General features: G+C 37.0%; 26 protein-coding genes and 3 tRNA genes. 11 read left to right on the top strand and 18 right to left on the bottom strand.

Translation table 11 applies throughout. The features are described from left to right. Positions 1-68: 68 nt before the first annotated feature. From MNY66_RS05865 to flgB, 7 genes are all read right to left on the bottom strand, one after another. Entirely contained in the window at positions 69-749 is a 681-nt protein-coding gene (locus tag MNY66_RS05865; RefSeq protein WP_082120820.1) for a flagellar basal body L-ring protein FlgH, read from the bottom strand. Between the two features lie 104 nt (positions 750-853). Continuing rightward, positions 854-1636, bottom strand: coding sequence for a flagellar basal-body rod protein FlgG (gene flgG / locus MNY66_RS05860; protein ID WP_047256580.1), 783 nt, complete (start codon positions 1634-1636; stop codon positions 854-856). A 56-nt stretch (positions 1637-1692) separates the two neighbouring features. Continuing rightward, complete coding sequence (locus tag MNY66_RS05855) at positions 1693-2448, bottom strand: flagellar basal body rod protein FlgF (RefSeq protein ID WP_047256579.1); 756 nt, start codon at positions 2446-2448, stop codon at positions 1693-1695. 15 nt (positions 2449-2463) lie between these two features. After that, positions 2464-3699 carry a flagellar hook protein FlgE gene (flgE, locus tag MNY66_RS05850; protein WP_241501665.1) on the bottom strand — a complete coding sequence of 412 codons (1236 nt, stop codon included), beginning with the start codon at positions 3697-3699 and terminating at the stop codon, positions 2464-2466. Positions 3700-3724: 25 nt separating this feature from the next. Next, on the bottom strand, positions 3725-4426 hold the full coding sequence (locus MNY66_RS05845; RefSeq protein ID WP_047256577.1) for a flagellar hook assembly protein FlgD: 702 nt from the start codon (positions 4424-4426) through the stop codon (positions 3725-3727). A gap of 9 nt (positions 4427-4435) precedes the next feature. Beyond that, positions 4436-4840, bottom strand: coding sequence for a flagellar basal body rod protein FlgC (flgC, locus tag MNY66_RS05840; RefSeq protein WP_047256576.1), 405 nt, complete (start codon positions 4838-4840; stop codon positions 4436-4438). Between the two features lie 9 nt (positions 4841-4849). Beyond that, complete coding sequence (gene flgB / locus MNY66_RS05835; protein ID WP_047256575.1) at positions 4850-5251, bottom strand: flagellar basal body rod protein FlgB; 402 nt, start codon at positions 5249-5251, stop codon at positions 4850-4852. A gap of 362 nt (positions 5252-5613) precedes the next feature. On the opposite strand from flgB, the gene flgA reads away from it, so the two are divergent. The 3 genes from flgA to MNY66_RS05820 all read left to right on the top strand — a co-directional run bounded on the left by flgA (position 5614) and on the right by MNY66_RS05820 (position 7104). Continuing rightward, positions 5614-6306: a flagellar basal body P-ring formation chaperone FlgA gene (gene flgA / locus MNY66_RS05830; RefSeq protein ID WP_241501664.1), complete on the top strand. Its 693-nt coding sequence runs from the start codon at positions 5614-5616 to the stop codon at positions 6304-6306. Between the two features lie 68 nt (positions 6307-6374). Continuing rightward, a complete protein-coding gene (gene flgM, locus MNY66_RS05825) occupies positions 6375-6683 on the top strand; it encodes a flagellar biosynthesis anti-sigma factor FlgM (RefSeq protein ID WP_047256573.1) in 309 nt (102 codons plus the stop codon). Between the two features lie 4 nt (positions 6684-6687). Beyond that, positions 6688-7104, top strand: a complete 417-nt coding sequence (locus tag MNY66_RS05820) for a hypothetical protein (protein WP_047256572.1) — start codon at positions 6688-6690, stop codon at positions 7102-7104. A gap of 592 nt (positions 7105-7696) precedes the next feature. Here MNY66_RS05820 and flhA read toward each other — a convergent pair. Both flhA and flhB read right to left on the bottom strand, forming a co-directional pair. Then, positions 7697-9778 (bottom strand): flagellar biosynthesis protein FlhA, encoded by a 2082-nt coding sequence (gene flhA / locus MNY66_RS05815; RefSeq protein WP_241501663.1) that lies wholly within the window; start codon positions 9776-9778, stop codon positions 7697-7699. Further along, a complete protein-coding gene (gene flhB / locus MNY66_RS05810) occupies positions 9771-10922 on the bottom strand; it encodes a flagellar biosynthesis protein FlhB (RefSeq protein WP_047256570.1) in 1152 nt (383 codons plus the stop codon). Before flhB ends, flhA begins: the two co-directional genes overlap by 8 nt. Before the next feature lie 362 nt (positions 10923-11284). Between flhB and MNY66_RS05805 the strand changes: the two genes are divergently transcribed. After that, the gene (locus MNY66_RS05805; protein ID WP_047256569.1) at positions 11285-11599 is read left to right on the top strand and encodes a DUF5339 domain-containing protein; all 315 of its coding nucleotides are present in this window, start codon (positions 11285-11287) and stop codon (positions 11597-11599) included. 105 nt (positions 11600-11704) lie between these two features. Here the strand turns inward: MNY66_RS05805 and motB are convergent, their stop codons facing one another. From motB to cspE, 8 genes are all read right to left on the bottom strand, one after another. Then, positions 11705-12559 (bottom strand): flagellar motor protein MotB, encoded by an 855-nt coding sequence (gene motB / locus MNY66_RS05800; protein ID WP_052956405.1) that lies wholly within the window; start codon positions 12557-12559, stop codon positions 11705-11707. An 11-nt stretch (positions 12560-12570) separates the two neighbouring features. Then, positions 12571-13449 (bottom strand): flagellar motor stator protein MotA, encoded by an 879-nt coding sequence (gene motA / locus MNY66_RS05795; protein ID WP_047256568.1) that lies wholly within the window; start codon positions 13447-13449, stop codon positions 12571-12573. A gap of 79 nt (positions 13450-13528) precedes the next feature. Further along, positions 13529-14110, bottom strand: coding sequence for a flagellar transcriptional regulator FlhC (gene flhC / locus MNY66_RS05790; protein ID WP_047256567.1), 582 nt, complete (start codon positions 14108-14110; stop codon positions 13529-13531). A 1-nt stretch (position 14111) separates the two neighbouring features. Next, on the bottom strand, positions 14112-14459 hold the full coding sequence (gene flhD, locus MNY66_RS05785) for a flagellar transcriptional regulator FlhD (RefSeq protein WP_047256566.1): 348 nt from the start codon (positions 14457-14459) through the stop codon (positions 14112-14114). Between the two features lie 366 nt (positions 14460-14825). Continuing rightward, the gene (gene mgtA, locus MNY66_RS05780; RefSeq protein ID WP_047256817.1) at positions 14826-17537 is read right to left on the bottom strand and encodes a magnesium-translocating P-type ATPase; all 2712 of its coding nucleotides are present in this window, start codon (positions 17535-17537) and stop codon (positions 14826-14828) included. Positions 17538-17709: 172 nt separating this feature from the next. Beyond that, positions 17710-18408 (bottom strand): MgtC family protein, encoded by a 699-nt coding sequence (locus MNY66_RS05775; protein ID WP_053908762.1) that lies wholly within the window; start codon positions 18406-18408, stop codon positions 17710-17712. Positions 18409-18857: 449 nt separating this feature from the next. Beyond that, positions 18858-19058: a protein DsrB gene (gene dsrB / locus MNY66_RS05770; protein ID WP_047256816.1), complete on the bottom strand. Its 201-nt coding sequence runs from the start codon at positions 19056-19058 to the stop codon at positions 18858-18860. 110 nt (positions 19059-19168) lie between these two features. After that, positions 19169-19381 (bottom strand): transcription antiterminator/RNA stability regulator CspE, encoded by a 213-nt coding sequence (cspE, locus tag MNY66_RS05765; protein WP_047256815.1) that lies wholly within the window; start codon positions 19379-19381, stop codon positions 19169-19171. Positions 19382-19907: 526 nt separating this feature from the next. On the opposite strand from cspE, the gene MNY66_RS05760 reads away from it, so the two are divergent. From MNY66_RS05760 to MNY66_RS05730, 7 genes are all read left to right on the top strand, one after another. After that, positions 19908-20405 carry a YlaC family protein gene (locus tag MNY66_RS05760; protein WP_241501662.1) on the top strand — a complete coding sequence of 166 codons (498 nt, stop codon included), beginning with the start codon at positions 19908-19910 and terminating at the stop codon, positions 20403-20405. A gap of 142 nt (positions 20406-20547) precedes the next feature. Beyond that, a tRNA-Asn gene (locus MNY66_RS05755) sits at positions 20548-20623 on the top strand. 458 nt (positions 20624-21081) lie between these two features. After that, positions 21082-21157, top strand: a tRNA-Asn gene (locus tag MNY66_RS05750). 412 nt (positions 21158-21569) lie between these two features. Further along, positions 21570-21645: transfer RNA gene (locus MNY66_RS05745), tRNA-Asn, on the top strand. 239 nt (positions 21646-21884) lie between these two features. Continuing rightward, positions 21885-22937 carry a dihydroorotase gene (gene pyrC / locus MNY66_RS05740; protein WP_241501661.1) on the top strand — a complete coding sequence of 351 codons (1053 nt, stop codon included), beginning with the start codon at positions 21885-21887 and terminating at the stop codon, positions 22935-22937. 273 nt (positions 22938-23210) lie between these two features. Then, a complete protein-coding gene (gene bssS / locus MNY66_RS05735) occupies positions 23211-23465 on the top strand; it encodes a biofilm formation regulator BssS (RefSeq protein ID WP_047256812.1) in 255 nt (84 codons plus the stop codon). Between the two features lie 282 nt (positions 23466-23747). Further along, on the top strand, positions 23748-24341 hold the full coding sequence (locus tag MNY66_RS05730) for a LuxR C-terminal-related transcriptional regulator (RefSeq protein WP_241501660.1): 594 nt from the start codon (positions 23748-23750) through the stop codon (positions 24339-24341). 71 nt (positions 24342-24412) lie between these two features. On the opposite strand, the gene trhO is transcribed toward MNY66_RS05730, so the two are convergent. Continuing rightward, positions 24413-25459, bottom strand: coding sequence for an oxygen-dependent tRNA uridine(34) hydroxylase TrhO (gene trhO / locus MNY66_RS05725; RefSeq protein ID WP_047256810.1), 1047 nt, complete (start codon positions 25457-25459; stop codon positions 24413-24415). Between the last annotated feature and the right edge of the window lie 172 nt (positions 25460-25631).

The raw sequence follows: 25631 nt of genomic DNA, 5'->3' as shown, positions 1-25631 counted from the left end.
CCATCCAATGTGGAACTACACCATTTCGCGTCGATAAAATCGCAAAGCTACGCATAGAGATTTCCTAATTAGAAAGGAGAAACATTTAAAAAGAAACGCTGTAGCCAACCCATATTTTGCGCTTCATTAATATAGCCATCACCAACATACTCGATGCGCGCATCTGCAACCTGCATCGAGTTCACCGTATTATTTCCATTGATGGTTCTTGGATTCACCACGCCCGAAAAACGGATATATTCGGTTCCTTGATTAATCGCAATCTGCTTTTCACCCACCACGCGTAAATTACCGTTAGCCAATAATTGGATCACCGTAACCGTAATTGTGCCTTTAAAGGTATTTTTGGCATTAGCGCCTCCTTTGCCTCCGAACTCACTTTGCCCTTCCATCGACATATCGACCGTATCGCCTGCAATTAATTTTTTTAGAAACTTAGGCGTAATCCCGGCACTAAAGCTGCTTTTACCGTTTCTCCCTGCATTGGCCGACGAATTTTTGCTAGCACTGACATCTTCTTGTAACGTAATCGTCAACGTGTCGCCGACATTCCGGGGTCGCCTATCTTCAAATAAAGGTTGATAAGCATAATAAACAGGCTGACTTAATTGATAAATTGCACCGGTATTAATATGCTCTATCGCTGCCGCTGGTTGAGCGGAAGTTGGGCCATTAACCAATGCCTTTTTAGGGATATACGCACATCCCCCCGCTGTTATAACCATAATGAGAATAATAAAACGCCACATTGCAGTAATCTTTCCTTAATATAAGCAAAAAGAGTGCAACGGTTATTCAGATAATAACCGCAGTACACTCTTAGCTACTTTTTTCAAAATTAGAGGGAATGAATTTATAGCTGGGTTAACTTCTGCAACATCTGATCTGACGTTGTAATCGCTTTGCTATTTATTTCATATGCACGCTGAGTTTGGATCATACTAACCAATTCTTGTGCTACATTAACATTCGATGTCTCAACATAACCTTGGTAGAGAAACCCTGAGCCATTAATGCCCGGTGAATTTTCAACTGGTGCACCTGAACTGTTAGTTTCCAGGTACATATTTTCACCCATACTTTCTAAACCGGCGTCATTAACAAATGTCGTCAATGTCAATTGACCAATTTGCTGAGAGGCAGAGCTGCCAGCTAAGGTAGCACTAACAATTCCATCACGGCTAATTTCAACTTTATCAGCACCATCAGGGATAACCATTGCCGGTGTGATCACAAAACCACTGGCAGTCACTAATTGACTATTTTGATCAATCTGAAACGATCCATCACGAGTATAAGCATCAGAACCATCAGGCAGTTGAATATGAAAATAACCATCGCCTTTAATCGCGATATCGGTGGATTTATCAGTTTGAGATAAATTCCCTTGGCTATGAACACGTTCAGTCGCGGTAGTTCTGACCCCCGTACCGATTTGCAATCCCGATGGTAAAGTAGTTTGCTCCGACGATAACGCCCCAGGTTGGCGAACGGTTTGATACATTAAATCTTCAAACACCGCTCTTTGGCGTTTAAATCCGGTGGTATTTACGTTAGCCAAATTATTGGCAATCACATCCATATTGGTCTGTTGAGCATCAAGACCGGTTTTAGCAATCCATAATGAACGGATCATTATTTTACTTCCTATATTTTAGCTAATTAATTAACGCTATAATTTGCTTGTAGTAATTAGTTTATTGATAATAATTGATGGCTACGCTGGGCGTTTTCATTTGCGCTATTAATTACTTTCATTTGCATCTCAAATGCCCGTGCATTACTTATCATGGCAACCATAGCTTCAGCCGCATTTACATTACTGCCTTCTAATGCGCCACTTACCAGTTTGATTTTATTGCTGTCTTCAATCTGTGCACCTCGGGCTAACGCTGCCGGTGACAGTGTAAATAGCCCCTGATCACTACGCACCAAATCTTCAGAATTCGCAGTTACTAAGCGCAACTTGCCAATCTGAGTTAGTTTTGTTGGCGGCTCAGTGGGTAAAAAACCGGTTATTGTGCCATCCGACGCAATGGATAATTGCGCATTTGGCGGTGTTTGAATTTCAGCACCCCCCCCCATCACCGGGCGACCATTAATGGTCAGTTGCCCCTCAGCGGAGACTTGAATATTGCCATTGCGGGTTAACGCTTGCTGGCCATTTTCAAGTTGTACTAGTAAATAACCTCCATCACTGAGCGCAACATCTAATGAGCGCGCAGTAAAATTAATCGGCCCCGCGCGATTATCGCTGCCCGGTGTCGAACTTAATGGAAACATTCGCGTGGCTTGCCCGTGAGGATCGGTGACTTCAACCGTACGCGCGGCAGCTAATTGCGCTTTAAATCCATTCGTTGAGACATTGGCTAAATTATTACCCACAATAGCTTGAGCAGATAATGCCTGCTGTACACCGCCCATCGCGGTATAAATTACACGATCCATCAATTACCTACCTGATTAACGCAGACTGACTAAGGTCTGTAACATTTGGTCTTGGGTTTTAATAGTTTGCGCGTTCGATTGATAATTACGTTGAGCCACTATCATAGTTACTAACTCTTTGCCCATATCTACGTTCGACGCTTCCAAAGCGCTTGAGGTCAAGCTACCCAGTGATCCCGTTCCCGCCGAACCAATCAACGGGCCGCCAGAAACACCGGTTTCAGACCAGACATTCTCACCTTTAGATTCCAATCCATTCGGGTTAGCAAAATTAGCCAATACAACTTGCCCCAAAATCTGTTTTTCTGAATTAGAATATTTGGCTACGATGCTGCCGTCCGGCTCAATAGCAAAAGAGTTAAATTGACCGGCTAAGTAACCGTTTGGTGTGCAACTATTAACATTAGAAGCATTAACCCGTTGCTGCACCGTATTAGCAAAATTAATATTAATTTGATTAGTTGCAGAGCCATTATTACCTTCCAAAGTGAAATCCATGGAACTTGGCTTGCCGCTAACTAATCTGCCTTGCTGATTAAAATATAATTCGCTGGCTGTCGGTGCTGCGCTGCTAGCGGGATCAACCACATAAACATTCCACTTAGTTTCACTACTCGCTGCTGTCGCTGGACGACGTGCAAAATAAGCTTGTAGATCGCGCTTATTACCCAAGCTGTCATAAGTCGTCATCGGTGTAGAATAGTTATAGCTGTCAGTATTTGCGGTACTAAAAGATATTGTGCCATTATCAATTGCGGTTTCACTGGAATTTAAATTTACAGATAGCGCAATTTTATCCGTGGCTTTCGCATTCATCATCTCTGCTGGGATCTTAATCGCAGTGGGCGCAGCTCCTTTTTGTAACGTCATCACGCCGTTTATTTCTGTCGCCGGATACCCAGAGAGTCTCAAACCTTGAACGTTGGTTAAATAACCAGCAGTATCTTTGGTCAATTGTCCATTACGCGAATAAAATACATTCCCATTCGAGTGTTCCATACGGAAAAAGCCGTTACCTGAAATAGCCAAATCGGTCGGTTTACCGGTTCCAGTAACTATACCGTCGTTAAAATTTTGCCCAATACCTGCCAATTTAACCCCAAGCCCAGCCCCTGAACCGGCCATCATATCGGCAAAAGTAGCAGAGCCACTTTTAAAGCCAAAAGTCCCTGAGTTGGCAATATTATTACCAATCACATCTAAATGGCTGGACGCCGCATTTAATCCACTAATTGCCTGAGAAAAAGCCATACATTTTCCTTATGTTAATATTCAGTTATAAGATCTCTCGGACTTCATCCAATGAGATAGTTTTATTAAAGCCCACGGCTAATTGTGTGCCCTGCGCGTTATTACTGACGGAACTGACTCTGCCATGCATTAATGGAACCGTTGCAATGACTCCATTTTCATTTTTAGCCGTAATTGAAAAAGTATATTTACCCGGTGGATGTACGCTGCCATCAAGCCCTTCGCCATTCCAGCGATAATGATAAACACCTGCGCTCATAGGAAGGTCTTCTTCAATATGCTGAACTACATTTCCTTGTTTATCTTCAATAGTGAGCATAATCTGTTGGGCTGGAGAAAACAGTTCAAAACCAAAAGGCTGAGATAGAATATTGTCTCGACCCTCGGCAGTCATCTGCCCTAAGGTGATACTGTTTCCTCTAAACATTACGTCTTTGTCCTTTAAGGCGATAGCATCCAAATACTTTTTCGACTCTATTTTTCCGGCTAAGTTATTAACTGTCTGATTTAAACTTTCAATTCCCTGAACCGTTTTAATTTGTGCAATCTGAGAGGTCATCTCATGATTTTGCATGGGATTAGTGGGGTCTTGGTTTTTTAATTGGGTCAATAACATATTGAGAAAATTCTGCTCGAGAGATTCTTCTTTTACGGCTTTATTATTTTGAGTTGACTCGCCAATATGCCCATTGCTTCGTACTTCATTAATACTTGCAGCAATTCCCATATTTTTTCCTTATTGCCCTAACGTTAACGTTTTTTGCAATAACGATTTAGACGTGTTCATCACTTCAATATTGGCTTGATAACTTCTGGAGGCAGATATGGTATTAATCATTTCGGCCGCGACATCAACGTTAGATTTGCGTAAATAACCATTAGCATCAGCAAATGGATGTCCCGGCTGATATTCCAACCGAAAAGGTGACGCATCACGGATAATCTGTTTAACTTCAACACCACCAATATGGCCCTGATAATCAGGCTTAACTTGAAAAACTGCTTGTCTGGCCTGATAAGGATTGCCATTCATATCGGCAACACTATCGGCATTCGCCATATTACTCGCGCTAATATTTAAGCGTTGAGATTGCGCCACTAATGCCGAACTACTAATATCGAGAATTGATAATAAAGCCATCATCTTGTCCTATTGTAAAACCGCTAACATTTTTTTAATTTGGCCATTAAGCATAGTAAAACTTGCCTGATATTTCAGTGTGTTATCTGCGAAATTACTTTTTTCAATATCCATTTCCACGGTATTGCCATCTAAAGAAGCTTGATAAGGCACGCGATACAGCAAATCCATTTCTAATGGTGACATCGGTGCCGAGGCTAAATGCTGAGACGAAGTCACCGCTAACGTCAGCGATTTAGCGGCACCAGCCTGCAGTTTATTTTGCAACTGTTGACTAAAATTAATATCGCGCGCCTGATAACCAGGCGTATCCGCATTAGCAATATTGGCTGCCAATATAGTTTGGCGTTGATGCCTTAATGCAACAGCTCGTTGCTGAAAACCAAGCATCCCATCGAGTTTATCGAGCATCATCTTCCTTACATATATTTAACCTGACTCATAGATTAAGAAGTCAGCAAAAATAATGTTTGTTATATTTTCTAAGGGCTCACTATCTGGGCTATTTGCTTCAAACTATTTGCTTCAAACTATTTGCTCCGAACTATTTGTTCCGAACTATTTGATAGTAAAATGATAGTAAAATAATAGCGCAGCATAACCAGCTCTTAGATGAGTTGAATTTAATTTGGCGTTAGCTTAGCGCGAATAAAAAATAGTAAATGATAGAAAAAGAATGATATTTGGGCTTATTTATCACTATTTAGAAAAGGGAAAAAACGTAAACTTAAATATGATAAATATCATGAAAAAATAAGCTCTCGGAGAGAATATTGATTAAATTAGTCTCATTTTGTTTGCTGGTTTTAACCACAGATATTTATGCCCAAGAATATGTGTTAAACAGCGATTATTTAAAAAATAACTCGCTGAAAGATTTAGCTACCGAATATTTTGAACAATTAAATCTAGCGCAAGATTCAGTCAAGGTTCATATCAATAATTCGCAGGGATTTCCTAACCACTGCGATAGATTTTTTATAGAACGCACTTTCTATAAAATACCTTGGGGAAAATTAACTTTACCTGTTCGCTGTAATGAAAAAAAATATTATCTTCAAATTGAAGTACAAGTCACAGGGGGATATTGGGTAACTAAACAGAAAGTGGCGAAGAATAGCGTATTAAAAATCACTATGCTGACCAAAAAAAGAGGATTAATCAATCGATTACCCAGCGGGGTCATACGCCAAAAATCGGCTTGGGATGGCCAAGTAAGCTTATACTCATTACCTCAAGATAGCCCAATAACTCATACCATGCTCAGAAAACCTTGGCTTATTCAAGCAGGACAAACCATCACCGTAAGTACATCAGGCCAACAATTTCAAATTAACGCGACAGGACAAGCACTAAATAATGCGACCACAGGACAAAGCGTAAGGGTTCGTATGAATAACGGCCGTATAATCACCGCTATAGCTAGCCATCAGGGCATGGCAACGATTTTATCCCTGCTAGACTAAAGTTTAGATTTTCTCTGCCGTTAATCTAGATGTAGCAATTTATATCATATGATAACAGGGATATTACTATGACAATTAACAAAACAAACTCACTGACCTCAGCGTCATCTATCAAAAGCTATCAGCCTGATGAGCAACGCAATAAAGTCGCGACCGTACGCGAATTTCAGCCTGAAGTGAAAAACCTCAAACAAGAAAACTCGGTTTTTATTACTGAGGATGCACGTCACTTACAGCAAGATTCTCAAGATATTAATCAACAAAAAATAGAGCGTATTAAGCAGGCGATTAATAATGGCAGTTTTACTATCCAAGCAGAAAAAATTGCAGATAAATTAATTAATCAAACTATTTTAGATCTTAAAATAAATAAATAAATCGATGAATAATGATTTTCTTTCGTTTCACCAATCACTCACCGAAGATCTGGGGCAATTAGAGGCGGTATTATTGCAAGAAAACACACTTCTCTCGCAAGCGCATTTAACCCCCAGCTCACTGCAATCTATTGCTGAAAAAAAACGTCGTCTGATAGAAACTATTCAATATCGTTTAAAACAAGCTCAATTAATTCCTACGGATTCAAGCAGCAAAGAAACGATAATCAAACAGCAGCTACAAAATAAATTAACTCGATTACAAACAACAAATCATCATAATGGTCTATTACTCGAAGCTAGAATGATGCTTAATCAATATAAACTTGATTTTTTAGCCCCTCATTATTTGCCTGAATATTATGGTGAGCAGGGTTATACCCAACCACTTATCCACAAACGTTATGAATCTAAAGTATAACTCATCTTATTTATTAAATAATTCAGTAATAATTAATCCATAAATTTGGCTAAAAATTAAAATATGCTCTCAATAACCGCTTATATTATATAAGTGGTCATTGACTTGTTTAATAAAACGTAACCTAACTTATTAGCTGGCAACGAGAAAAATCACCATTATCCATTGATATTATTCACTTTTATGAATCTTAATGATGACTACTAGATATCATTTATCCGTATCGTAGGTAAATATCATCTCAGACAATCGATTGCTTTGGCTTTTTCTATACATCTTCCTAAAATCCCCTTCAAAAGAAATAGCTCACAATTTCTGTGGATAATTCCTCGAAAGGGCTGTGGATAACTTACTGTGAGAGCATCCCCATGCAGCTTACCCATCATTGAGCAAAAAACAACCAGCACCTGTATTTGATAAAAAAATTCCCGCTAATTCGCTTATCGATCTGCTGAGCGATATCCGAATGAACGGGACTAATCTAGCTTACCTCAAAATAAGCTATTTATAATTAGATCAATGCAAAACAATAATTATTTAATTATCTATTAAAAAGAAAGTTATTGAGCCATTATCTTGATTTAAATAACTATCAATTACCGATTTGTGCCGTCACTTGCACTCGACGATCATTCACCAATTCGAGACTCGATAATACCGTTAACTGAGGCAATGTACGGCGTAAAAAACGCGAAAGTAATGATCTCAATGGATGATTAACTACTAATACTGTTGGTAAACCGGCTAATTGCTGCTGTTGCATCGCGGCTAATGCTTGCTGCTCTAAAGTTTCGGCTAATCCCGGTTCAATACTGCTACCGGATTGGAATGCCTGCATTAACATATTTTCAATTCCCTGCCCTAAACCTATTAATTGTAATTCTTTACTATCAGAAAAATACTTCTGAGTAATTGCCCGATTTAATGCCACGCGTACAATCGCCGTTAATTCATTAACATCTTTCTGCTCTGGTGCATATTCCGATAATGTATCAATAATGGTCCGCATATCGCGAATAGGAATTTGCTCATTTAATAAATTTTGCAATACTTTATGGAATAAAGTTAACGAAATAATATCAGGCATAAAATCTTGAGTCAGTTTCGGCAAGGTTTTACTTATCTGCTCAAATAATTGTTGTGCTTCTTGGCGACTAAATAATTCACTGGCATGTAAATTTAACAGATGATTAAAATGTGTCGCTATTACTGTACTGGCGGCAACCACGGTATAGCCAAAGACTTGTGCTTCCTCTTTTTGAGCTTCATCAATCCACACAGCAGGTAAACCAAATGCGGGTTCTTCCGTTGCTATTCCCTCTAGCTCAGCTTCGGCACCACCGGGATTAATTGCCATCCATTTCCCCGGATAGGATAAACCTCGCCCGACTTCTGCACCTTTAATTAAAATTCGATAACCTTCCGGACTCAATGACATACTGTCACTAATATGCACAACTGAAGGTAAAAAACCCATTTCTTTGGCGAATTTTTTACGAATACCACCAATTCGATTTAATAATTCGCCGCCTTGAGCTTGATCAACTAAAGATATTAGACGAAAACCAATTTCAAGCGCCAGAGGATCTTCAGGTTGCACATCATCCCAACTGGCTTCTGTTGGCTTATAGGCAGATTCAAGAGTAGGTTGTTCAAAATCATCAGTTTGCGAGGATTGTTGTCCACGTTTAAATAGCCTCCAACCTAAAAAACCAAGTACCGCAGTAAATAGTAAGAAAATAGTATTCGGCATACCCGGGACTAAGCCTAGCATGCCTAAAACGCCAGCAGTAAGCATTAATACTTTAGGATTATCAAATAGTTGGCTTACCATCTGTTCACCAACATCTTGATCTGTCGCAACTCGAGTTACAATGACTCCGGCAGCGGTGGAAATAATCAATGCTGGGATCTGTGCTACTAGGCCATCACCAATGGTCAGCAGAGTATAAGCACTTGCTGCATCGCCCGCCGCCATATCGTGCTGCGCCATACCTATTACTAAGCCACCAATAATATTAATCGCCATAATCAGCAATCCAGCCAGAGCATCACCGCGGACAAATTTACTGGCGCCGTCCATCGAACCATAAAAATCAGATTCTTGGGTTACTTCCTTGCGACGAGTTTTAGCTTCATGTTCATCAATGACTCCGGCATTCAAATCAGCATCAATCGCCATCTGCTTTCCGGGCATTCCATCGAGAACAAAACGTGCACCAACTTCGGCAATACGTCCTGCTCCTTTAGTTATTACCATGAAATTAATCACAATAAGAATAATAAAAACGATGATCCCAATAGCAAAGTTTCCCCCCACTAGAAAAGAAGCAAATGCCTCAACAACTTTTCCCGCTGCACCGCCTCCAGTATGCCCATCCATCAAAATAATCCGAGTAGACGCAATATTTAGAGAGAGGCGCAGTAACGTTGAAAATAATAAAATGGTCGGAAACGCGGCAAATTCTAAGGTGCTTTTAGTAAACATAGCCACTAATAACACCATAATTGACAGCGCTATATTAAAAGTAAAAAAGAAATCTAATAAAATAGGCGGGAGCGGTAAGATCATCATTGATAAAATCAATAAAATAAGTACCGGTCCGGCTAATATTTGCCACCGTTTTTTTGATATTGCGCCAGGTAATGACCATCGCGAGGTCTGGTTAACCATGTGTATTTTTCTCTTCTGCAAAATCCAGTGCGCGAGGCACCGGTAAATTAATAGGCTGCTGAGGTTTTAATCCTCCACGCCGTTTCCAATGTTTTAATTGATATATCCAGGCCAAAACCTCAGCCACTGCGGCATATAACTCTGTTGGGATTACCTGATCAATTTCGCTGTGCCGATATAATGCACGCGCTAAAGGCGGTGCTTCTAATACAGGGATCTGATGTTCTGCGGCTCGCTGTTTAATATTTATTGCCATCAGGCCTCGTCCTTTTGCCAGAACTTTTGGCGCTTTCATTTTTTGGCGATCATATTGTAATGCCACCGCATAATGAGTCGGATTGGTCACAATGACATCAGCTTGTGAAATATTTGACATCATACGCCGCCGTGACATTTCCTTTTGTTGTTGACGTAGCCTGGCTTTAATTTGCGGGTCACCCTCGCTCTGTTTATATTCATCTTTTATTTCTTGTTTACTCATCCGTAGTTTTTTCATATGCGTTCTAAATTGGTTATAAACATCAAAACCAATCATCGGGACAGTAATAAAAATAACCATGAATACCATTAAAAGTACCATGCTAAAACCAGATGATAATGCTAATTGCAATGGTCGAGTAACAAGTTGATTAATCGCTGAGAAATTATAAATAATAATAAAATATAGGGCAGTTAGAACTAAACTAACCTTTAATATATTTTTAAATAATTCAGCCAACATATTTTGGCTAAACATTCGCTTTAATCCTGAGAATGGATTTAATTTTTTTAAATCAAATTTAAGTGGTTTTTTAGGTAATGAAATACCGCCATATAATGCAGGTCCAATAAAGGCAATAATCATTAAACCACCTACAATCGGTAATAATCCTTTCATTGTATGTTCTAAACCATGCTTAATTTTTTGCGGTAACAAATCAGAATGAACTAAAATTTCACGTTGAAAAACCAAATTTTCGGCTAATACAATCCATAATTGATCAATGAGATAATCTCCTCCGACCCAAAAAAAAGCGCCACCGCTCAACATCATCAAAAAAGAGCTCAGCTCTCGTGAGCGTAAAACTTGTCCGTCATCTCGTGCTTTTTCTTTCCGTTGGGGGGTCGGTTCTTCTGTTTTTTCTACATCACTATTTTCTGACATATCACTATGTTACCGACTAAATTTAACCATTAGGCGTGTAAGGATCACATAAATCAGTTAGATCAAAGAGAGGAAAAAATGCATAAAATAGGGTTTATTAGCATCTTCAATTATTGAAAGTTAAGAATAAGTTTTGATAACAAAAATAACATATTAAAGGATTAATTTAGCCTAATGAAAAAATTAAGTCTATTTAATCTCATTTTTCTGTTATTAAAAATAAAAATAGATAATTTAAATTATCCTGCTTTATTTTTCGCCTAATAAATAGATGATTTAGGATTTATTAACGTTTCATCCTGTTCATAACACTTATATACTTAGTAGAAATATATAAATAACAGTTTAAAATAGGATGAATTATGAAAAAAGTATTATTAGCTTGTGGTTTAGGTTTATTAGCACTGACCATTACCGCATGTTCAGAAGAAGAAAATAAATCGCAAATTGCGGGCGCAACTGAGACCTGTAATGCTTATTTCAATGATGTCGATTTAATGATCTCTAAAGCCTCTGAAGACCCACGGACGAAAGCTCAGCTAGACGCAATGCAAGAACAATTAAATGAAGGTAAAAAACAGATTGCTGCATTACCGAAGGCTCAGCAAGATGTAGAATGTCAAAAAGGTATCGATACAATGAAACAATTGAAAGCTGCTATAGAAGGCGCTCAATAAGATATCAATTAGTGATAATTTATACCCGAAATAGTAAAAAATGGAATTAACCTGCAAATTAGACTATTCCGGGTATATTTTTATCTATGGTTCACTTTTTACTGATTAAATAGCATTCTTTTTTTGTATGGCTATTTGTCGCTTTAAAATATGCTCTTCAGTCTCTTTATTTAATACAATAATAGTAATTCTACGGTTTTCCGCAGCCCCACCATCTGCGCTAATAGGTAAGGTCGATGCCATGCCTATTACCTGTAATATTTTTACATCATCGACGCCAGCTTTAATTAATGCCCGACGCGTAGTATTTGCTCGATCGGCTGAAAGTTCCCAGTTACTGTATAATCCACGTATATTAGAAAAAGGTCGGTTATCCGTATGCCCAGAAATACTTACACGATTAGGATAGCTGTTAATGACCGGAGCAAGTGCATACAACGTTTTCTGCATTTTAATATCTAATGATGCGCTACCAGAGGCAAACATCGGTCTATTTTTACCATCGGTAATTTGGATCTGTAGCCCATCCTCAGTTAACTCAATCAGCAGATTTTGTTTCATCTCTTTTAAGCGCGGATCAATATCAATGATTGACTCTAAATCATTCTGTAATTTATGAAAACGTTCTTCTTCATCATCAGGAACACCTTCGTTATTAGCCCAAAAATCTTCCATCGTTTGATAAAAATCACCTTTAATCTCATTAGGAATAAAATTTTCAGTATCACCCATTTGTTGCCCATCATGGATTGAGGCATTAATTGGTATACGAAAGTATTCGGCTAACATTTTTATTTCTTGCGGACTAGAAATTGAAATAATCCACATGACGAGAAAAAAAGACATCATTGCGGTCATAAAATCAGCATACGCAATTTTCCACGAGCCGCCATGATGACCACCATGGCCTCCGCGCGATTTCCTTTTTTTTATAATAATTGTTGGTTTATTATTTTTCATCGGTATCAATCTTAAGAATTATTGGCAGAAGAAGAAACTTTTACTTTTCTGACATGCTCTTCTAATTCACTAAATGAAGGCCTATCATCTGAAAATAACGTCTTCCGACCAAACTCCACGGCTATTTGTGGTGCATATCCAGAAAGATAAGACAGCAATGTCACTTTAATGCACTCCATCATTTTTATTTGTAAATGACTTTTTTGGCGCACTAAATTAGATAATGGTGATACAAATCCATAAGCTAATAAGATCCCGACAAAGGTTCCAACCATTGCATTACCAATTAGAATACCTAATTCTACCGCGGATTGATCCGCCGAACCTAGCGCATGTACAACGCCCATAACCGCGGCCACAATACCAAATGCTGGTAATGAATCTCCTAACATGGCTAAGCTCGTTGCAGGAATATCACTTTCACGTTCAAACGTATCAATTTCTTCATCCATTAATGCTTCTATTTCATGAACATTCATATTTCCAGTGACAATTAAACGTAAATAATCTAATAAGAATGTCATCAAATTTTGATCTTTAAGTAATCGAGGATAATGCGAAAATATTTCACTATTTTTAGGATCATCAATTTCTTTTTCTAACGATATTGCACCAGAAATACGTACTTTAGTCATAACTCTGAACTGTAAAGCCATTAAGTCCATATATAAAGCTTTATTGTAATTAGAATTAGCAATAAGTTTAGGGATAATTTTGACCGTTGCTTTTATTGCCCGCCCATTATTTGCCACAAAAAAGCCGCCAATACCTGCACCTAAAATAATTAAAAATTCGGCAGGCTGATATAATGCTGCTAAATGTCCGCCGACAAGTGTATATCCGCCAATAACAGCACCAACTACACATAAATAGCCTAAAAATACAAACACATGACATTCCTTATAAAACATAAATGACGGGATAGGCCTGAATTATCGGGAATGCTCATCATTCCTGTACATTGTCTTTTTACATCGTATATTGAGAAGAGAAATTCAGTACCTGTAGATCAACATCGGCAATATTATGCGAATGTTTACGTCTTTTTATCGCTCGTGACGGTGGCTGACATAAACTACAAATAAAGCTATTAATAGGTTGATGCGCATAAGTAACAAAATGCCCTTTACAACAACGACAAGCTGATAACTGTAATAAATTACTGTCAATAAAACGAATTAATGTCCATGCACGAGTTAAACCTAAAATAGGCTCTTCACCTTCAACTGCAGGGCATTGTTCCAAATAAAGTTTAAATGATTTGATCACTGCATCAATACCAGTTTCCTTTGCACTATGAGTTAAATAATAATAAATATTATAAAACATCGAGGAATGAATATTGTGCTCCCAAGTCATAAACCAATCTGTAGAAAAGGGTAACATTCCTTTTGGTGGCGGATAGCCTTTTAATTCTTTGTATAATTTAATCAGCCTTCCACGACTTATTTGTGTTTCACTCTCTAGCATTTGTAATCTAGCACCTAACTTAATTAGATCTATTGCTAAGGTGATATCTTTAGCTTCTTGAACAATACTTTTTACTACCACTTTATGCTCGCTTTTTATTTGCTGTTTTTATTTTCAATAAATCATGATGTAAAGTTGTTGATAATAAAATACCGGTATGAATTTGCTGTAAATCGTCAACTCTCGAATCTTTAGTTAGTTTTTCAATTAATTCATTACTAGCAAATCGTAACTGACAAATAAATTGGTTGGTTTCTGCCAATTTAATTAATTGACTTAAAGATAAATTTGATAATGTAGCAGCCATAGTATCTGAAACTCCTAACCTAAACATGGCTGATGATTTTTCATCTTTAATCAATTGTTGTGCCAAAAGTAAGTAGGATAAATTCATATCATAAATTTGTTTAAGAAGCTCTGCAGTATTCATTATTTTTCTCTTATTAAAAAATAGGTGTTTTATTTATCAAAAATATTAATTCTCTAATTTAAATTAAATGTCTTTATTATTTTTAAATATAGTAAAACCCCACAATATTAGCTTTATAAATCAATGACTATAGGCTAGTTAATTAAGGGCGGATTTTATATCAAAAATAGTCGTCATTTATTATTAAATCTTATGGATAATTATTTACCATTAAATAACCTATTGATAAAAACAACTCTTTTTTGTACGAAGTATATCGTTAGATGTTTTATTATTATCGATATTTAAAATGTAAAAAGACAAACTTAACTAAACAATGTAATTAAACACAAAAAAAAGCAGCGTAGTTGCTGCTTTTTGTGTATTTTACAACCAAGTATTAAATCGTTTTATATAATAACGTTTCATTAATTGAGCAACTAGACAATAGCTAACTAATGTCAATACTAACCATGGAAAATAACTTAATGGTAAAGGCTGTAAGCCAATCAATGGACCAAATGGAGAGAAAGGCAAATATATCCCTAAAGTAACTATTATTATGGTCGTTAATAACACAGGCCATGCAGCAGTACTTTGAATAAAGGGTATTTTTTGAGTTCTCAACATATGTACAACTAATGTTTGAGATAATAACCCTTCAACAAACCAACCTGACTGAAATAATGATTCTCCAGCCAGAGTATTAGCTTGAAAAACATACCACATTAACCCAAAAGTTGTAATATCAAAAATAGATGAAGTTGGCCCAATCCATAGCATAAAGCGGCCAATATTTTTAGAATCCCACTTACGTGGGCGTTTTAAAAATTCTTTATCCATTTTATCCCATGGCAATGCCAATTGAGAAATATCATATAATAAATTCTGGACTAATAATTGAATAGCTAGCATCGGTAAAAATGGAATAAAAGCACTGGCTATTAATACAGAAAATACATTACCAAAATTTGAACTAGCAGTCATATTGAGATATTTAATAATATTACCGAAAGTTTCTCTTCCTTTAATAACTCCTTGCTCTAATACCATTAAATCTTTTTCTAATAAAATAATATCTGCTGATTCTTTAGCAATATCAGTTGCTGTATCCACTGAAATACCCACATCTGCATCTCTTAATGCGGGAGCATCATTTATTCCATCCCCTAAAAAACCGACAGTATGGCCATTAGCTTGTAATAATTTTAATAGTCTCGATTTTTGCAATGGAGTTAATTTACAAAAAACGCTATGTTGCTCGACTTTTTGACTTAATTCCTCATCAGGCATATCTGCTATTTCAGAACCTGTTAGAATAACACCAACATTAATACCTACATCACGACAAATTTTTTCAGTAATTACTGCATTATCCCCTGTAAAGACTTTTACCATGACTCCATTTTCACGCAAGGCTGTAATTGCAGAAATAGCACTTTCTTTGGCTGGATCAAGAAAAGTTAATATACCTTGTAATTCAAGATGCTGTTCTGAAGCTACCGTAAGTGGTAATTTTATCTCCTCGTTAGACATCGGACGAGTAGCTAATAATAACACTCTAAACCCATCCCGATTATAACGATTAACTAATGCCATAATGTCTGTCTTAGCTTGTTTATCAAGCATTCGACATTCACCATTAATGGAATAAGTTTGGCAAACGGATAGCATTTCTTCCGCAGCACCTTTACATATTAATAAGTTTTTCCCTTCTCCCGTACTGACAGTAACCGATAATCTGCGACGAATAAAATCAAAAGGTAACTCATCGAGTTTATAATATGCTGGCAACAATGCTTCAATAGCTTTTTTGCCTCGCCCACGGCGAATAATAGCCTGATCCATCATATTTTTTGTGCCGCTTTGATGAAAACTATTTAACCACGCTAGATGTAAAATAGTCTGATTCTCATTGCCTATGCTGTCGAGATAATGCTCTAATATAATACGATCTTGAGTTAATGTTCCCGTTTTATCGGTACACAATACATCCATGGCTCCAAAATTTTGAATAGCATTCAATCGCTTAACGATGACTTTATGTTTAGACATCGCAATTGCACCTTTAGCCAGGTTTGAACTAACAATCATCGGCAGCATTTCAGGTGTCAATCCAACAGCAACCGCTAATGAAAATAGCGTTGCCTCAAACCAATCGCCTTTAGTAAAACCATTAATTAGCAAAACAATCGGTACCATAATCATCATAAAACGGATTAATAACCAACTTACACTATTAACACCACGATCAAATGACGTTTGTGCTCGAGTTCCAATAATCGATTTAGCCAATGAACCAAAATAAGTATCAGCGCCCGTTGCAACCACGATCCCTCGAGCCGTACCACTACTTACGTTAGTTCCCATCAGACAAATATTTGATAATTCTAGTAATTCAGACTCAGACTGACCATGAGATAGTGGTTCTGTATTTTTAGCTTTGATCTCACCCAAAGTATCATATTTTTCAATCGGGATAGATTCGCCAGTTAAAATAGCTTGGCTAATAAATAAATCTCGAGAATCTATCAGTCGTAGATCAGCGGGGATCATATCTCCTGCAGACAATAGTACGATATCCCCCGGGACTAAGCATTTAATTGGGATTTCTTTACGGATTGATTTACCTGCGTTTTTCTCTCGACGTAATACTGTCGCTGTTGTTCTTACCATGGATTTTAATGCTTCAGCAGCTTTATTGGTCCGATATTCCTGCCAAAAACGTAATAATCCACTGAGGCACACCATAGTTATAATGATAATAACCCCGGTTAAATCAATATTTTCATTACTTAATGAGGGAATATAATAATCAGTAATAAAGCTGATAGCAGCTAAGATTATTAGTACATAAATAAATGGATTATTAAATGCAGCTAAAAATTGTTTCCATGCAGGAGGGACCTTTTCATGGGCAACCTCATTTTCGCCAGTCGAAATTAACCGATCAAGTGCATCTGTATCAGTTAAACCCAACAAATTAGTATGATAGTCGTTGAGTGTTTGCTCTAAACTTTTTATCGCTTGCTCTCCCACAATGAATGATCTGCGGGTGCGTTTAGCTGAGCTACGCTCTTTAGCTTTTTTTTCAGTCATAATCTCAAACTCAGGCTTTTACATTATCAGCATAATGTAACGTCATTGCTTTACTCTCTGACTGAAAAATAGCTTTGAATATTATCTATAATTCAGTCAGATAGCGCTGTTTATACACCTCGATGGAGGGTGATCGTCCATTTAAATCTCCTGTTAATGGGACAAATAATTTCTATGCAGGAAGCTCCGATGCGATTTTCCAGTTAATCGCACTGACACTTTTTTCAATACTAATTCGACAAACTAAGGCTTCAATTTCCTTCTGCTCGGCAGGCGTCGCAAGTACTTCAGCTCTCACCTCTAATCGCTCTGGTTGTAACATATCTTTGCTGCTTAATGAACGTAATCGAATATGTAGTCCATTTAAAGCTTGTAATATCAAAGTTCTAACTAAAATTTCATCATTCTGATGGCAAGTAACATGGATCTTGTAACATTGCTCTATATCAATAGCTTGCTGGACTGGTTGTTTATTAATTCGTTGCGCTGCTTCACGTAATAAGATATTGGCGCATAAAATAATTAACGTCGCGGCAGTGGCTAATCCATATTGACTTAAACCACATAGCACACCAATTCCCGCAGAACACCACAGTGTTGCAGCGGTATTCAAGCCGCGAATATTCATGCCTTCTCGCATAATTACTCCAGCCCCTAAAAAACCAATTCCGGAAACAACTTGAGCAGCAATACGTCCCGGACTGTCCGGTGAGGTTGTTACTGAACTTAAAATAAATACCGCAGCGCCTGTTGCTACCAGCGCATTAGTACGTAATCCCGCCATACGCTGACGCCATTGGCGCTCAGCCCCAATCAATGCGCCTAAACACATAGCAGCAATAAGATTTAAAATATATGGAGTTAATAACATGACTTTTCCATCCAATAATGGATTAATAATCATGTGCAGCAAAATTGTGCACACAGCAAAACCTAAATAAAATTATTCAGTGGCTATGCGTCAATGCCCGGAGGAAACAAGGTATGGCTGGTATAGATATTGGAGTGGATACTAGTATGGAGATAGCACAGCATAACAATCGTCCCGTAAAACTTTACTGCAAATAAACCAATAGCAGATAAGCTCCATCATTAGAGATAGAATATATATTTTAGGGAGTACTAACTGGAATTCAGAAAGGTACTGCCCGCCGAGTGGCAAGCAGTTAAATCAATAGAGAATTACTGGCTTGCCTTAAAAATAAGCTGTTATATGACAACTTTGACTGTCCAAGTATTATTCTCCAAAACAAAATTTCCTGAAGTATATGAGCGGATTTAGCATAAGTAAAGCTAAAAATCATCGATAGACACTAATTTCTATTCAGCTTCATTATCAATCGGCGTAACGAAAATACCCTCTTCGCCTTCTTTTTCATTAAAAAACCAAATACCACCGGGATAATCAGGCAACGAAACTAAATACATATTACCTTCACTAAACGGCTCTATCAGTAGTATGGTCCCTTGGCGAATATGTTCTCCGTCGGTTTTAACGTAAACACGATCATTAATTTTCATTGTTGGCTTACCCCTGAGAAAAATTTATAAACTAAATTATATTCTAGCCATAACGAAAAAGCCCGTCACTAAGAAGTGACGGGCTTTAGAAATTAGTATCGAAGCAGAGCTTAGATAGCAGTTACGTTAGCAGCTGCTGGGCCTTTAGCGCCATTTTCAATTGAAAATTCAACTTGCTGGCCTTCTGCCAGAGTTTTAAAACCATTGGTTTGAATGGCTGAGAAGTGGACGAATACGTCTTTGCTACCATCAGCTGGAGTGATGAAACCGAAGCCTTTAGACTCGTTGAACCACTTAACTTGACCTTTCATTTTGTCAGACATTTGACTTTTCCTATATAACATCAAAAAAACTTGCCGTTTGGCATAGATACTGGCCAGAGTCGACTATTTAATCGAAAAAACACTAAGAAGGAAGCGGTCAAAAGCTATCAAGGATAACATTTACACAACACACTAAACTCAGTAATCGTACATCAAATAGGACTGTTTTTCAGGCCGTAACTTATTAACTCACGAGTGAAGAATAATAGCAACTACTTTTATTATTAATATTAAAAAAAAATGAATAACTTTAACCTTAGTCACTTTTATAAAAATTTTTATATAGAAAAACATCTTATTCTATATCTGGTTACAATAAACTAATCATCGTATTAGTTTCTATTATCTATCATTTTCTGCCATACATTCATCAAGCTTCTAAATAAACATGACTATGGAAGAAGCAGTCAACATAATACAATCTAGTACAATAAAAATTGCAACTGATATATAACAATTTATAAACCCCATGATATCCTGATTACATGTGAACACATTGGCGCTATAAAGAATTAGGTAAAATATTATGGATAGCATACAAACAATCTTAACCGACGAACTAAATAATATAAATAAGAAAGAACATCGTACCGGGAAGCCTTACTTCAATAGCCAGTTTATCGTTAATCACCCTATTCTCTGCTTAGGTATGCTATTAGCTTATATACCTTTAGCATTTTTGATTTTATATGCACCTTATTTTGGGCTGTCGTGGCTAATTGGCTTTACGGTACTGTTTATCCTACTGGCGGGTATTCTATTGTTTGATATTAAACCAATTTATCGTTTTGAAGATATCGGCGTGCTGGATTTACGCGTCTGCTATAATGGCGAGTGGTTTGTTGATGAAATGATTTCTGCTGACTGTTTGGATAAAATCCTTTCTTCTTCAGAAGTTAACCCTCAGATGAAACAAGAAATAACCCGTTTACAGGCCTTAAAGAGTGAAGTGTCTTTTTATGATATCTATCATATCGCCTACCCTGAAATATCAACGCCAGAAGCTCGCGTATCCATGATGTAAAAATCACCAATTTTCAATGAAATAGAATAAAAGTTAACCACAGTGAACACTGTATAGTCAGTTGATAAAAATAGTTATTTTTATCGTTGACAGCACTCATCGAACTCGTTAATATTCGCCTCGTTCTCAGGAACACAGCAATTCCTCCATAGTTCAGTTGGTAGAACGGCGGACTGTTAATCCGTATGTCACTGGTTCGAGTCCAGTTGGAGGAGCCAGATTTAGAAAAGCCCGCTTTATGCGGGCTTTTTGCTATTTATTATTGGCTATTTCCTAACTATAGTCATTACTCCCATACTAGCCAATATTTCAGCCTCAGCCAATCATATCTACCTCACCTCCGTAAAACTATTCCCTATAAGCAGTTATTTAAAATCAGCATAACTTCGCAATAGTACGGACATAAGATCAAATTCAATAAGCTTATTCTCTGGTTATTTTTAACCGACAACCTATTTTTTAAATTATATATGTTGATCGCAATCGAGGAATGATCTGCTCATCAAAAAATCACGATAATATTTATTGCGTTTTTTTTGTACCAAAGTCATGGAAAACAGACAAAAAATCATCTTTTTGAACATTGATTAGCCAGTCAGCATTTTTTTGTATTTTAATGCTTTACAAGCCAAGCAATGATCGTTAATATTCGCCTCGTTCTCAGGAACACAGTAATTCCTCCATAGTTCAGTTGGTAGAACGGCGGACTGTTAATCCGTATGTCACTGGTTCGAGTCCAGTTGGAGGAGCCAGATTTAGAAAAGCCCGCTTTATGCGGGCTTTTTGCTATTTGTCATTTAGCCTAATAGCTATTTATACTAACAGTACTGTACTAACTGTATTTTCTAATTTGTGAAACACAGATTTAGTCATTAATTTTCAAACTAATCACCTCGTATATCCTCCCATAAATTAACAGGGTGTTTTAGCATTGCTATCTAACTAAGATCTCTAACTAAGCTACTATCTAACTTAACGAGTTAATAAAAATAGGCAATTAAAATAAAATTCTCTGCCGCTTTTGACCTGTTCTTTAGCTAACCGATTAATTTTGACCAAACAACCAGCAATAAGAACAGAAAATCACCAAACGCACTTTTTTTTCTTTTTCTCCTTTGACTTTCCATTCTGAGAACGTTAATATCCTTCTCGCTTTGAAGCAATTCCTCCATAGTTCAGTTGGTAGAACGGCGGACTGTTAATCCGTATGTCACTGGTTCGAGTCCAGTTGGAGGAGCCACTTCAAACGCATCATTATATTTTCTTCATTAAAACTCTCTAATCCAACATATCTTAATTATTACTTTCATTGCAGCTATTCCAATAACATACTAATTCTTTATTTTCATTGATCATCTTATGATCACATTATTCTTTATAAAGAATAATAGCTATTTTAGTTATTTCAATTTATCATCCTATCCCGGCCTGAGCACCCTGCTCACCTATAATTATTGTTCTGATAATGGAGCCGGTTCTATGACTATCCCTGCAACGACTTTAACCATCCGCCGTCCTGACGATTGGCATGTACACTTTCGTGATGATGAGATGCTCAAAACAGTGGTTCCTTATACCAGTCAATTTTTTGGCAGAGCAATTGTGATGCCTAATTTGGCACCTCCCATCACCACAATTCAGGCAGCTAAAGAATACCGCACACGTATTCTACAAGCCGTACCACAAGGTCAAAATTTTACTCCATTGATGACCTGTTACCTCACCGACAATACCGATCCACAGGAGCTAATTGACGGTTTCACGCAAGGCGTGTTTACGGCTTGCAAACTTTATCCAGCCAATGCCACCACTAATTCTACTCATGGTGTGTCTGATATTAAAAGGATTTATCCCGCACTAGCTGCGATGGAAAAAATAGGCATGCCACTCTTAGTACACGGTGAAGTTACCGCAAGCCATATTGATATTTTTGATCGCGAAGCATTCTTTATTGAACAGGTCATGGAGCCCGTAAGAAAGCAGTTTCCACAGCTTAAAATTGTGTTTGAACATATCACGACTAAAGAAGCTGCCGAATATGTGCTGGCAGGAGATAAATATATTGCCGCTACATTAACGCCACAGCATTTGATGTTTAATCGTAACCATATGCTAGTAGGCGGAATTCGTCCTCATCTATTCTGTTTACCTATCCTTAAGCGTAATATCCATCAAGAAGCTTTACGTAATGCTGTTACCAGTGGTTGTGACCGATTTTTCTTAGGTACCGATACTGCACCTCATCTTAAACACCGTAAAGAGTCTTCTTGTGGTTGTGCTGGCGTTTTTAATGCACCTACAGCACTGGCTGCTTATGCGACTGTGTTCGAAGAAATGAATGCACTTAATCATTTTGAAGCATTCTGTTCACTCAATGGTCCTAAATTTTATAACCTTCCAATCAATGATGGTCGAGTTAAATTAGAAAAAAAAACCACCATTGCGGTAGAATCTATTCAATGCGGTGATGACCAACTGATCCCGTTCCTGGCTGCCGAAGATATTCACTGGACAATCAGCAACGTAGAGTAATTATTTGTCTGCCGGCGATCGATTTATCTATCGTCGGCAACTCCCGTATTACTGCGTTCATTCCCGAACACTGTTGAATTTCTAGCTATTCAACTATCCCTTTTGCCCCCCTCATTTTACTATCCTAATCTAGAATTCTTTTTAAAAGATAAAATTTTTCTCTTTTCTATTATTGAAATCTCTCTATACTGGCATCACTTATTGTTATAAGTGCCTCGCTCTTAGTCAGTTCACGATATTAATAATTATCACGTAGTTTGATTAGGAGGTTTTATGGATAGAAAAGATGATGTTATTCAAACTCATCCTGTTGTTGGTTGGGATATCAGTACCGTCGACACCTATGATGCTATGATGCTACGTTTACACTATCTTTCAGGTCATACTGAAGCCGCAGAGAATGCGACTATTGATAAAACAATGTGGCTTACTACCGATGTAGCAAAACAACTTATTCATATTTTACAAGCTGGAATAGATAAGATAGAGTCCAGTGAATATAATGAGTTAGATCATAAAAAGCACTAGCGAAAATAATGGGTATTCAAGCAATGAATACCCATTACAATTACTTGCAATATAATTAATAACCCTAGTTATATTAATCCCCGCACTAAAAATCATCAAATTTACAGACTGGTTTTATCTACTTAGTCAGATTAAATACTAAAACATCAATGGATTAATTGTATAGAATTAAATTAATTTAAAACACATAGAAATAATAAATCATATATTTTTCTTTATTTAGTTGACAGTAATATCAAATTCCATTTATTGTAATCTCCATTAAAGGACAAGGATGTTCAAATGAAGATATTAATCATTGATGAGTGTTATTACACACGTCTTGGTATTACAGAATATTTATCAAAAAATGACTCTCTTAAATTTGTGAGCGTCAACAACATTACTGATGCAACGGCATATGTAAAGAATGACAATCCTACAATTATCTTGGTAAATTTAACTTATTATTGTCATCATTCAGATTTTTGCCCACGGTTGCAATCTTTATTTAAGGTGGCTCAAAATACTCGTTTTTATATTTATATTGACGCCCCTTATCCTTTTACTGATAAACCAGTGTTATTAAAAGATAACTTTTTCTTAATGTCCAAAAATATTATTGAAAAAACGCTGGATAAACTGATTTTTGATTCTTCTCAAATAGAACATATTACTCAGTTAACCCATGAGTTAAATTCATCAGTATTTAGTTATCAAGAACAGTGTATAATTAATAGCTGGATGAATGAGATCCCTAATCATGTTATTTCTAAACGATTAGGTATTAGTAATAGTACCGTTTATTCTCATAAAAGACATATTACAGCAAAGGTATTTGTTAAAAATAGAATCGAATTATTTTTTATTTATAATATATTTAAATATTTATATTAATAATAAATTTAACTATTAAGGTGAAAATAAGACACCGTATTAAATTAAAAAATAATACGGTGCTTTTTATTCTATTTTTCTGGATTGATAAAACCTGCAGATAAACGATGACGTGATTTATTAAAAATCTTATTACTAACTTCACGCCCAGCACGACGGCTACGCTGCTCTTCTTCAGTCAGTTTAGATTCTTCTTGGCAAGCCACGCTACAGCAACCTTCATATTTTTCGGCGCACGTTGGGCACTGGATAAATAACAAATGACAACCATCATTTTTACAATTGGTATGAGTGTCGCATTCGCTACCACATTGATGACAATGTGCTAAAACATCTTCGGTGATCCGCTCACCCATGCGATTATCAAAAACAAAGTTTTTGCCTTTAAAACGCAAAGGTAAACCTTGTTCTTTGGCTTTACGCGCATATTCGATAACGCCACCTTCGACATGATAAACATTATCAAAGCCGTTATGTAGCATATAAGCGCTGGCTTTTTCACAGCGAATACCGCCGGTACAATACATAACTATTTTTTTATCTTTTTGATCTTTGAGCATATCTACAGCCATCGGCAATTGCTCTCTAAAAGTATCCGATGGAACTTCCACTGCCTGCTCAAAATGTCCAACTTCATATTCGTAGTGATTACGCATATCAACAAATATTGCGTCCGGATCGTCTAACATCTGGTTAACTTGTTCAGCTTTTAGATATTGCCCTGTATTTGATGGATTAAAACTCTCATCCGTGATCCCGTCGGCAACCACGCGGTCACGAACTTTCATGCGTAATACCCAAAAAGATTTACCATCATCATCGAGTGCGATATTTAAACGCAAATTATCTAGCTCCGGTGAGATGCTATAAATCAGTGCACGCAGTGCCTCAACCTTCGAGGAAGGCACACTTATTTGTGCATTAATTCCCTCTTTTGCAATATATACGCGACCAAAAACCTGTAACTCTAAAAACAGTTTATACAAACGATCACGAAACTCTTGTGGGTCAGCAATGGTAAAATATTTATAAAACGAAATCGTGGTCCGTGGCTCAGTCTCCGCCAACATTCTTTCTTTTAATACTTTATTTGAAACTTGATTATGTAACACTGGCATGGTGTTCTTAATTCCTTTGTAACTAGCTAATATTTATACGTTTAATATCAAGAATGTCCACGCAGTGTCCACTTTTGATGGTTATTGAATATTATGACCCAAAATTGTCAAACAAAAAACCATGCTAATTTAAAGGGTTTAAACCGCTAAATGAGCCATTAACCGATAAATC

Source organism: Moellerella wisconsensis (genome assembly GCF_022592395.1).
In the GTDB taxonomy this organism is placed as follows: Bacteria; Pseudomonadota; Gammaproteobacteria; order Enterobacterales; family Enterobacteriaceae; genus Moellerella; species Moellerella wisconsensis.
The sequence above is the reverse complement of the archived record's forward strand: the minus strand, read 5'-3'. Positions and strand labels throughout refer to the sequence as shown.

Coding starts and splice junctions, on each gene's coding strand:
- mgtA (WP_047256817.1), bottom strand. CDS start 17,537: ATGACTGAAAAAAAAGCTAAAGAGCGTAGCTCAGCTAAACGCACCCGC.
- MNY66_RS05760 (WP_241501662.1), top strand. CDS start 19,908: ATGGATAGCATACAAACAATCTTAACCGACGAACTAAATAATATAAAT.
- MNY66_RS05855 (WP_047256579.1), bottom strand. CDS start 2,448: ATGGATCGTGTAATTTATACCGCGATGGGCGGTGTACAGCAGGCATTA.
- MNY66_RS05845 (WP_047256577.1), bottom strand. CDS start 4,426: ATGGGAATTGCTGCAAGTATTAATGAAGTACGAAGCAATGGGCATATT.
- flhB (WP_047256570.1), bottom strand. CDS start 10,922: ATGTCAGAAAATAGTGATGTAGAAAAAACAGAAGAACCGACCCCCCAA.
- motB (WP_052956405.1), bottom strand. CDS start 12,559: ATGAAAAATAATAAACCAACAATTATTATAAAAAAAAGGAAATCGCGC.
- bssS (WP_047256812.1), top strand. CDS start 23,211: ATGGATAGAAAAGATGATGTTATTCAAACTCATCCTGTTGTTGGTTGG.
- trhO (WP_047256810.1), bottom strand. CDS start 25,459: ATGCCAGTGTTACATAATCAAGTTTCAAATAAAGTATTAAAAGAAAGA.
- pyrC (WP_241501661.1), top strand. CDS start 21,885: ATGACTATCCCTGCAACGACTTTAACCATCCGCCGTCCTGACGATTGG.
- flhA (WP_241501663.1), bottom strand. CDS start 9,778: ATGGTTAACCAGACCTCGCGATGGTCATTACCTGGCGCAATATCAAAA.
- flgM (WP_047256573.1), top strand. CDS start 6,375: ATGACAATTAACAAAACAAACTCACTGACCTCAGCGTCATCTATCAAA.
- flgG (WP_047256580.1), bottom strand. CDS start 1,636: ATGATCCGTTCATTATGGATTGCTAAAACCGGTCTTGATGCTCAACAG.
- flgB (WP_047256575.1), bottom strand. CDS start 5,251: ATGCTCGATAAACTCGATGGGATGCTTGGTTTTCAGCAACGAGCTGTT.
- flhD (WP_047256566.1), bottom strand. CDS start 14,459: ATGAATACTGCAGAGCTTCTTAAACAAATTTATGATATGAATTTATCC.
- MNY66_RS05805 (WP_047256569.1), top strand. CDS start 11,285: ATGAAAAAAGTATTATTAGCTTGTGGTTTAGGTTTATTAGCACTGACC.
- flgE (WP_241501665.1), bottom strand. CDS start 3,699: ATGGCTTTTTCTCAGGCAATTAGTGGATTAAATGCGGCGTCCAGCCAT.
- cspE (WP_047256815.1), bottom strand. CDS start 19,381: ATGTCTGACAAAATGAAAGGTCAAGTTAAGTGGTTCAACGAGTCTAAA.
- MNY66_RS05820 (WP_047256572.1), top strand. CDS start 6,688: ATGAATAATGATTTTCTTTCGTTTCACCAATCACTCACCGAAGATCTG.
- MNY66_RS05775 (WP_053908762.1), bottom strand. CDS start 18,408: ATGTTATTAACTCCATATATTTTAAATCTTATTGCTGCTATGTGTTTA.
- MNY66_RS05730 (WP_241501660.1), top strand. CDS start 23,748: ATGAAGATATTAATCATTGATGAGTGTTATTACACACGTCTTGGTATT.
- dsrB (WP_047256816.1), bottom strand. CDS start 19,058: ATGAAAATTAATGATCGTGTTTACGTTAAAACCGACGGAGAACATATT.
- flgC (WP_047256576.1), bottom strand. CDS start 4,840: ATGGCTTTATTATCAATTCTCGATATTAGTAGTTCGGCATTAGTGGCG.
- MNY66_RS05865 (WP_082120820.1), bottom strand. CDS start 749: ATGTGGCGTTTTATTATTCTCATTATGGTTATAACAGCGGGGGGATGT.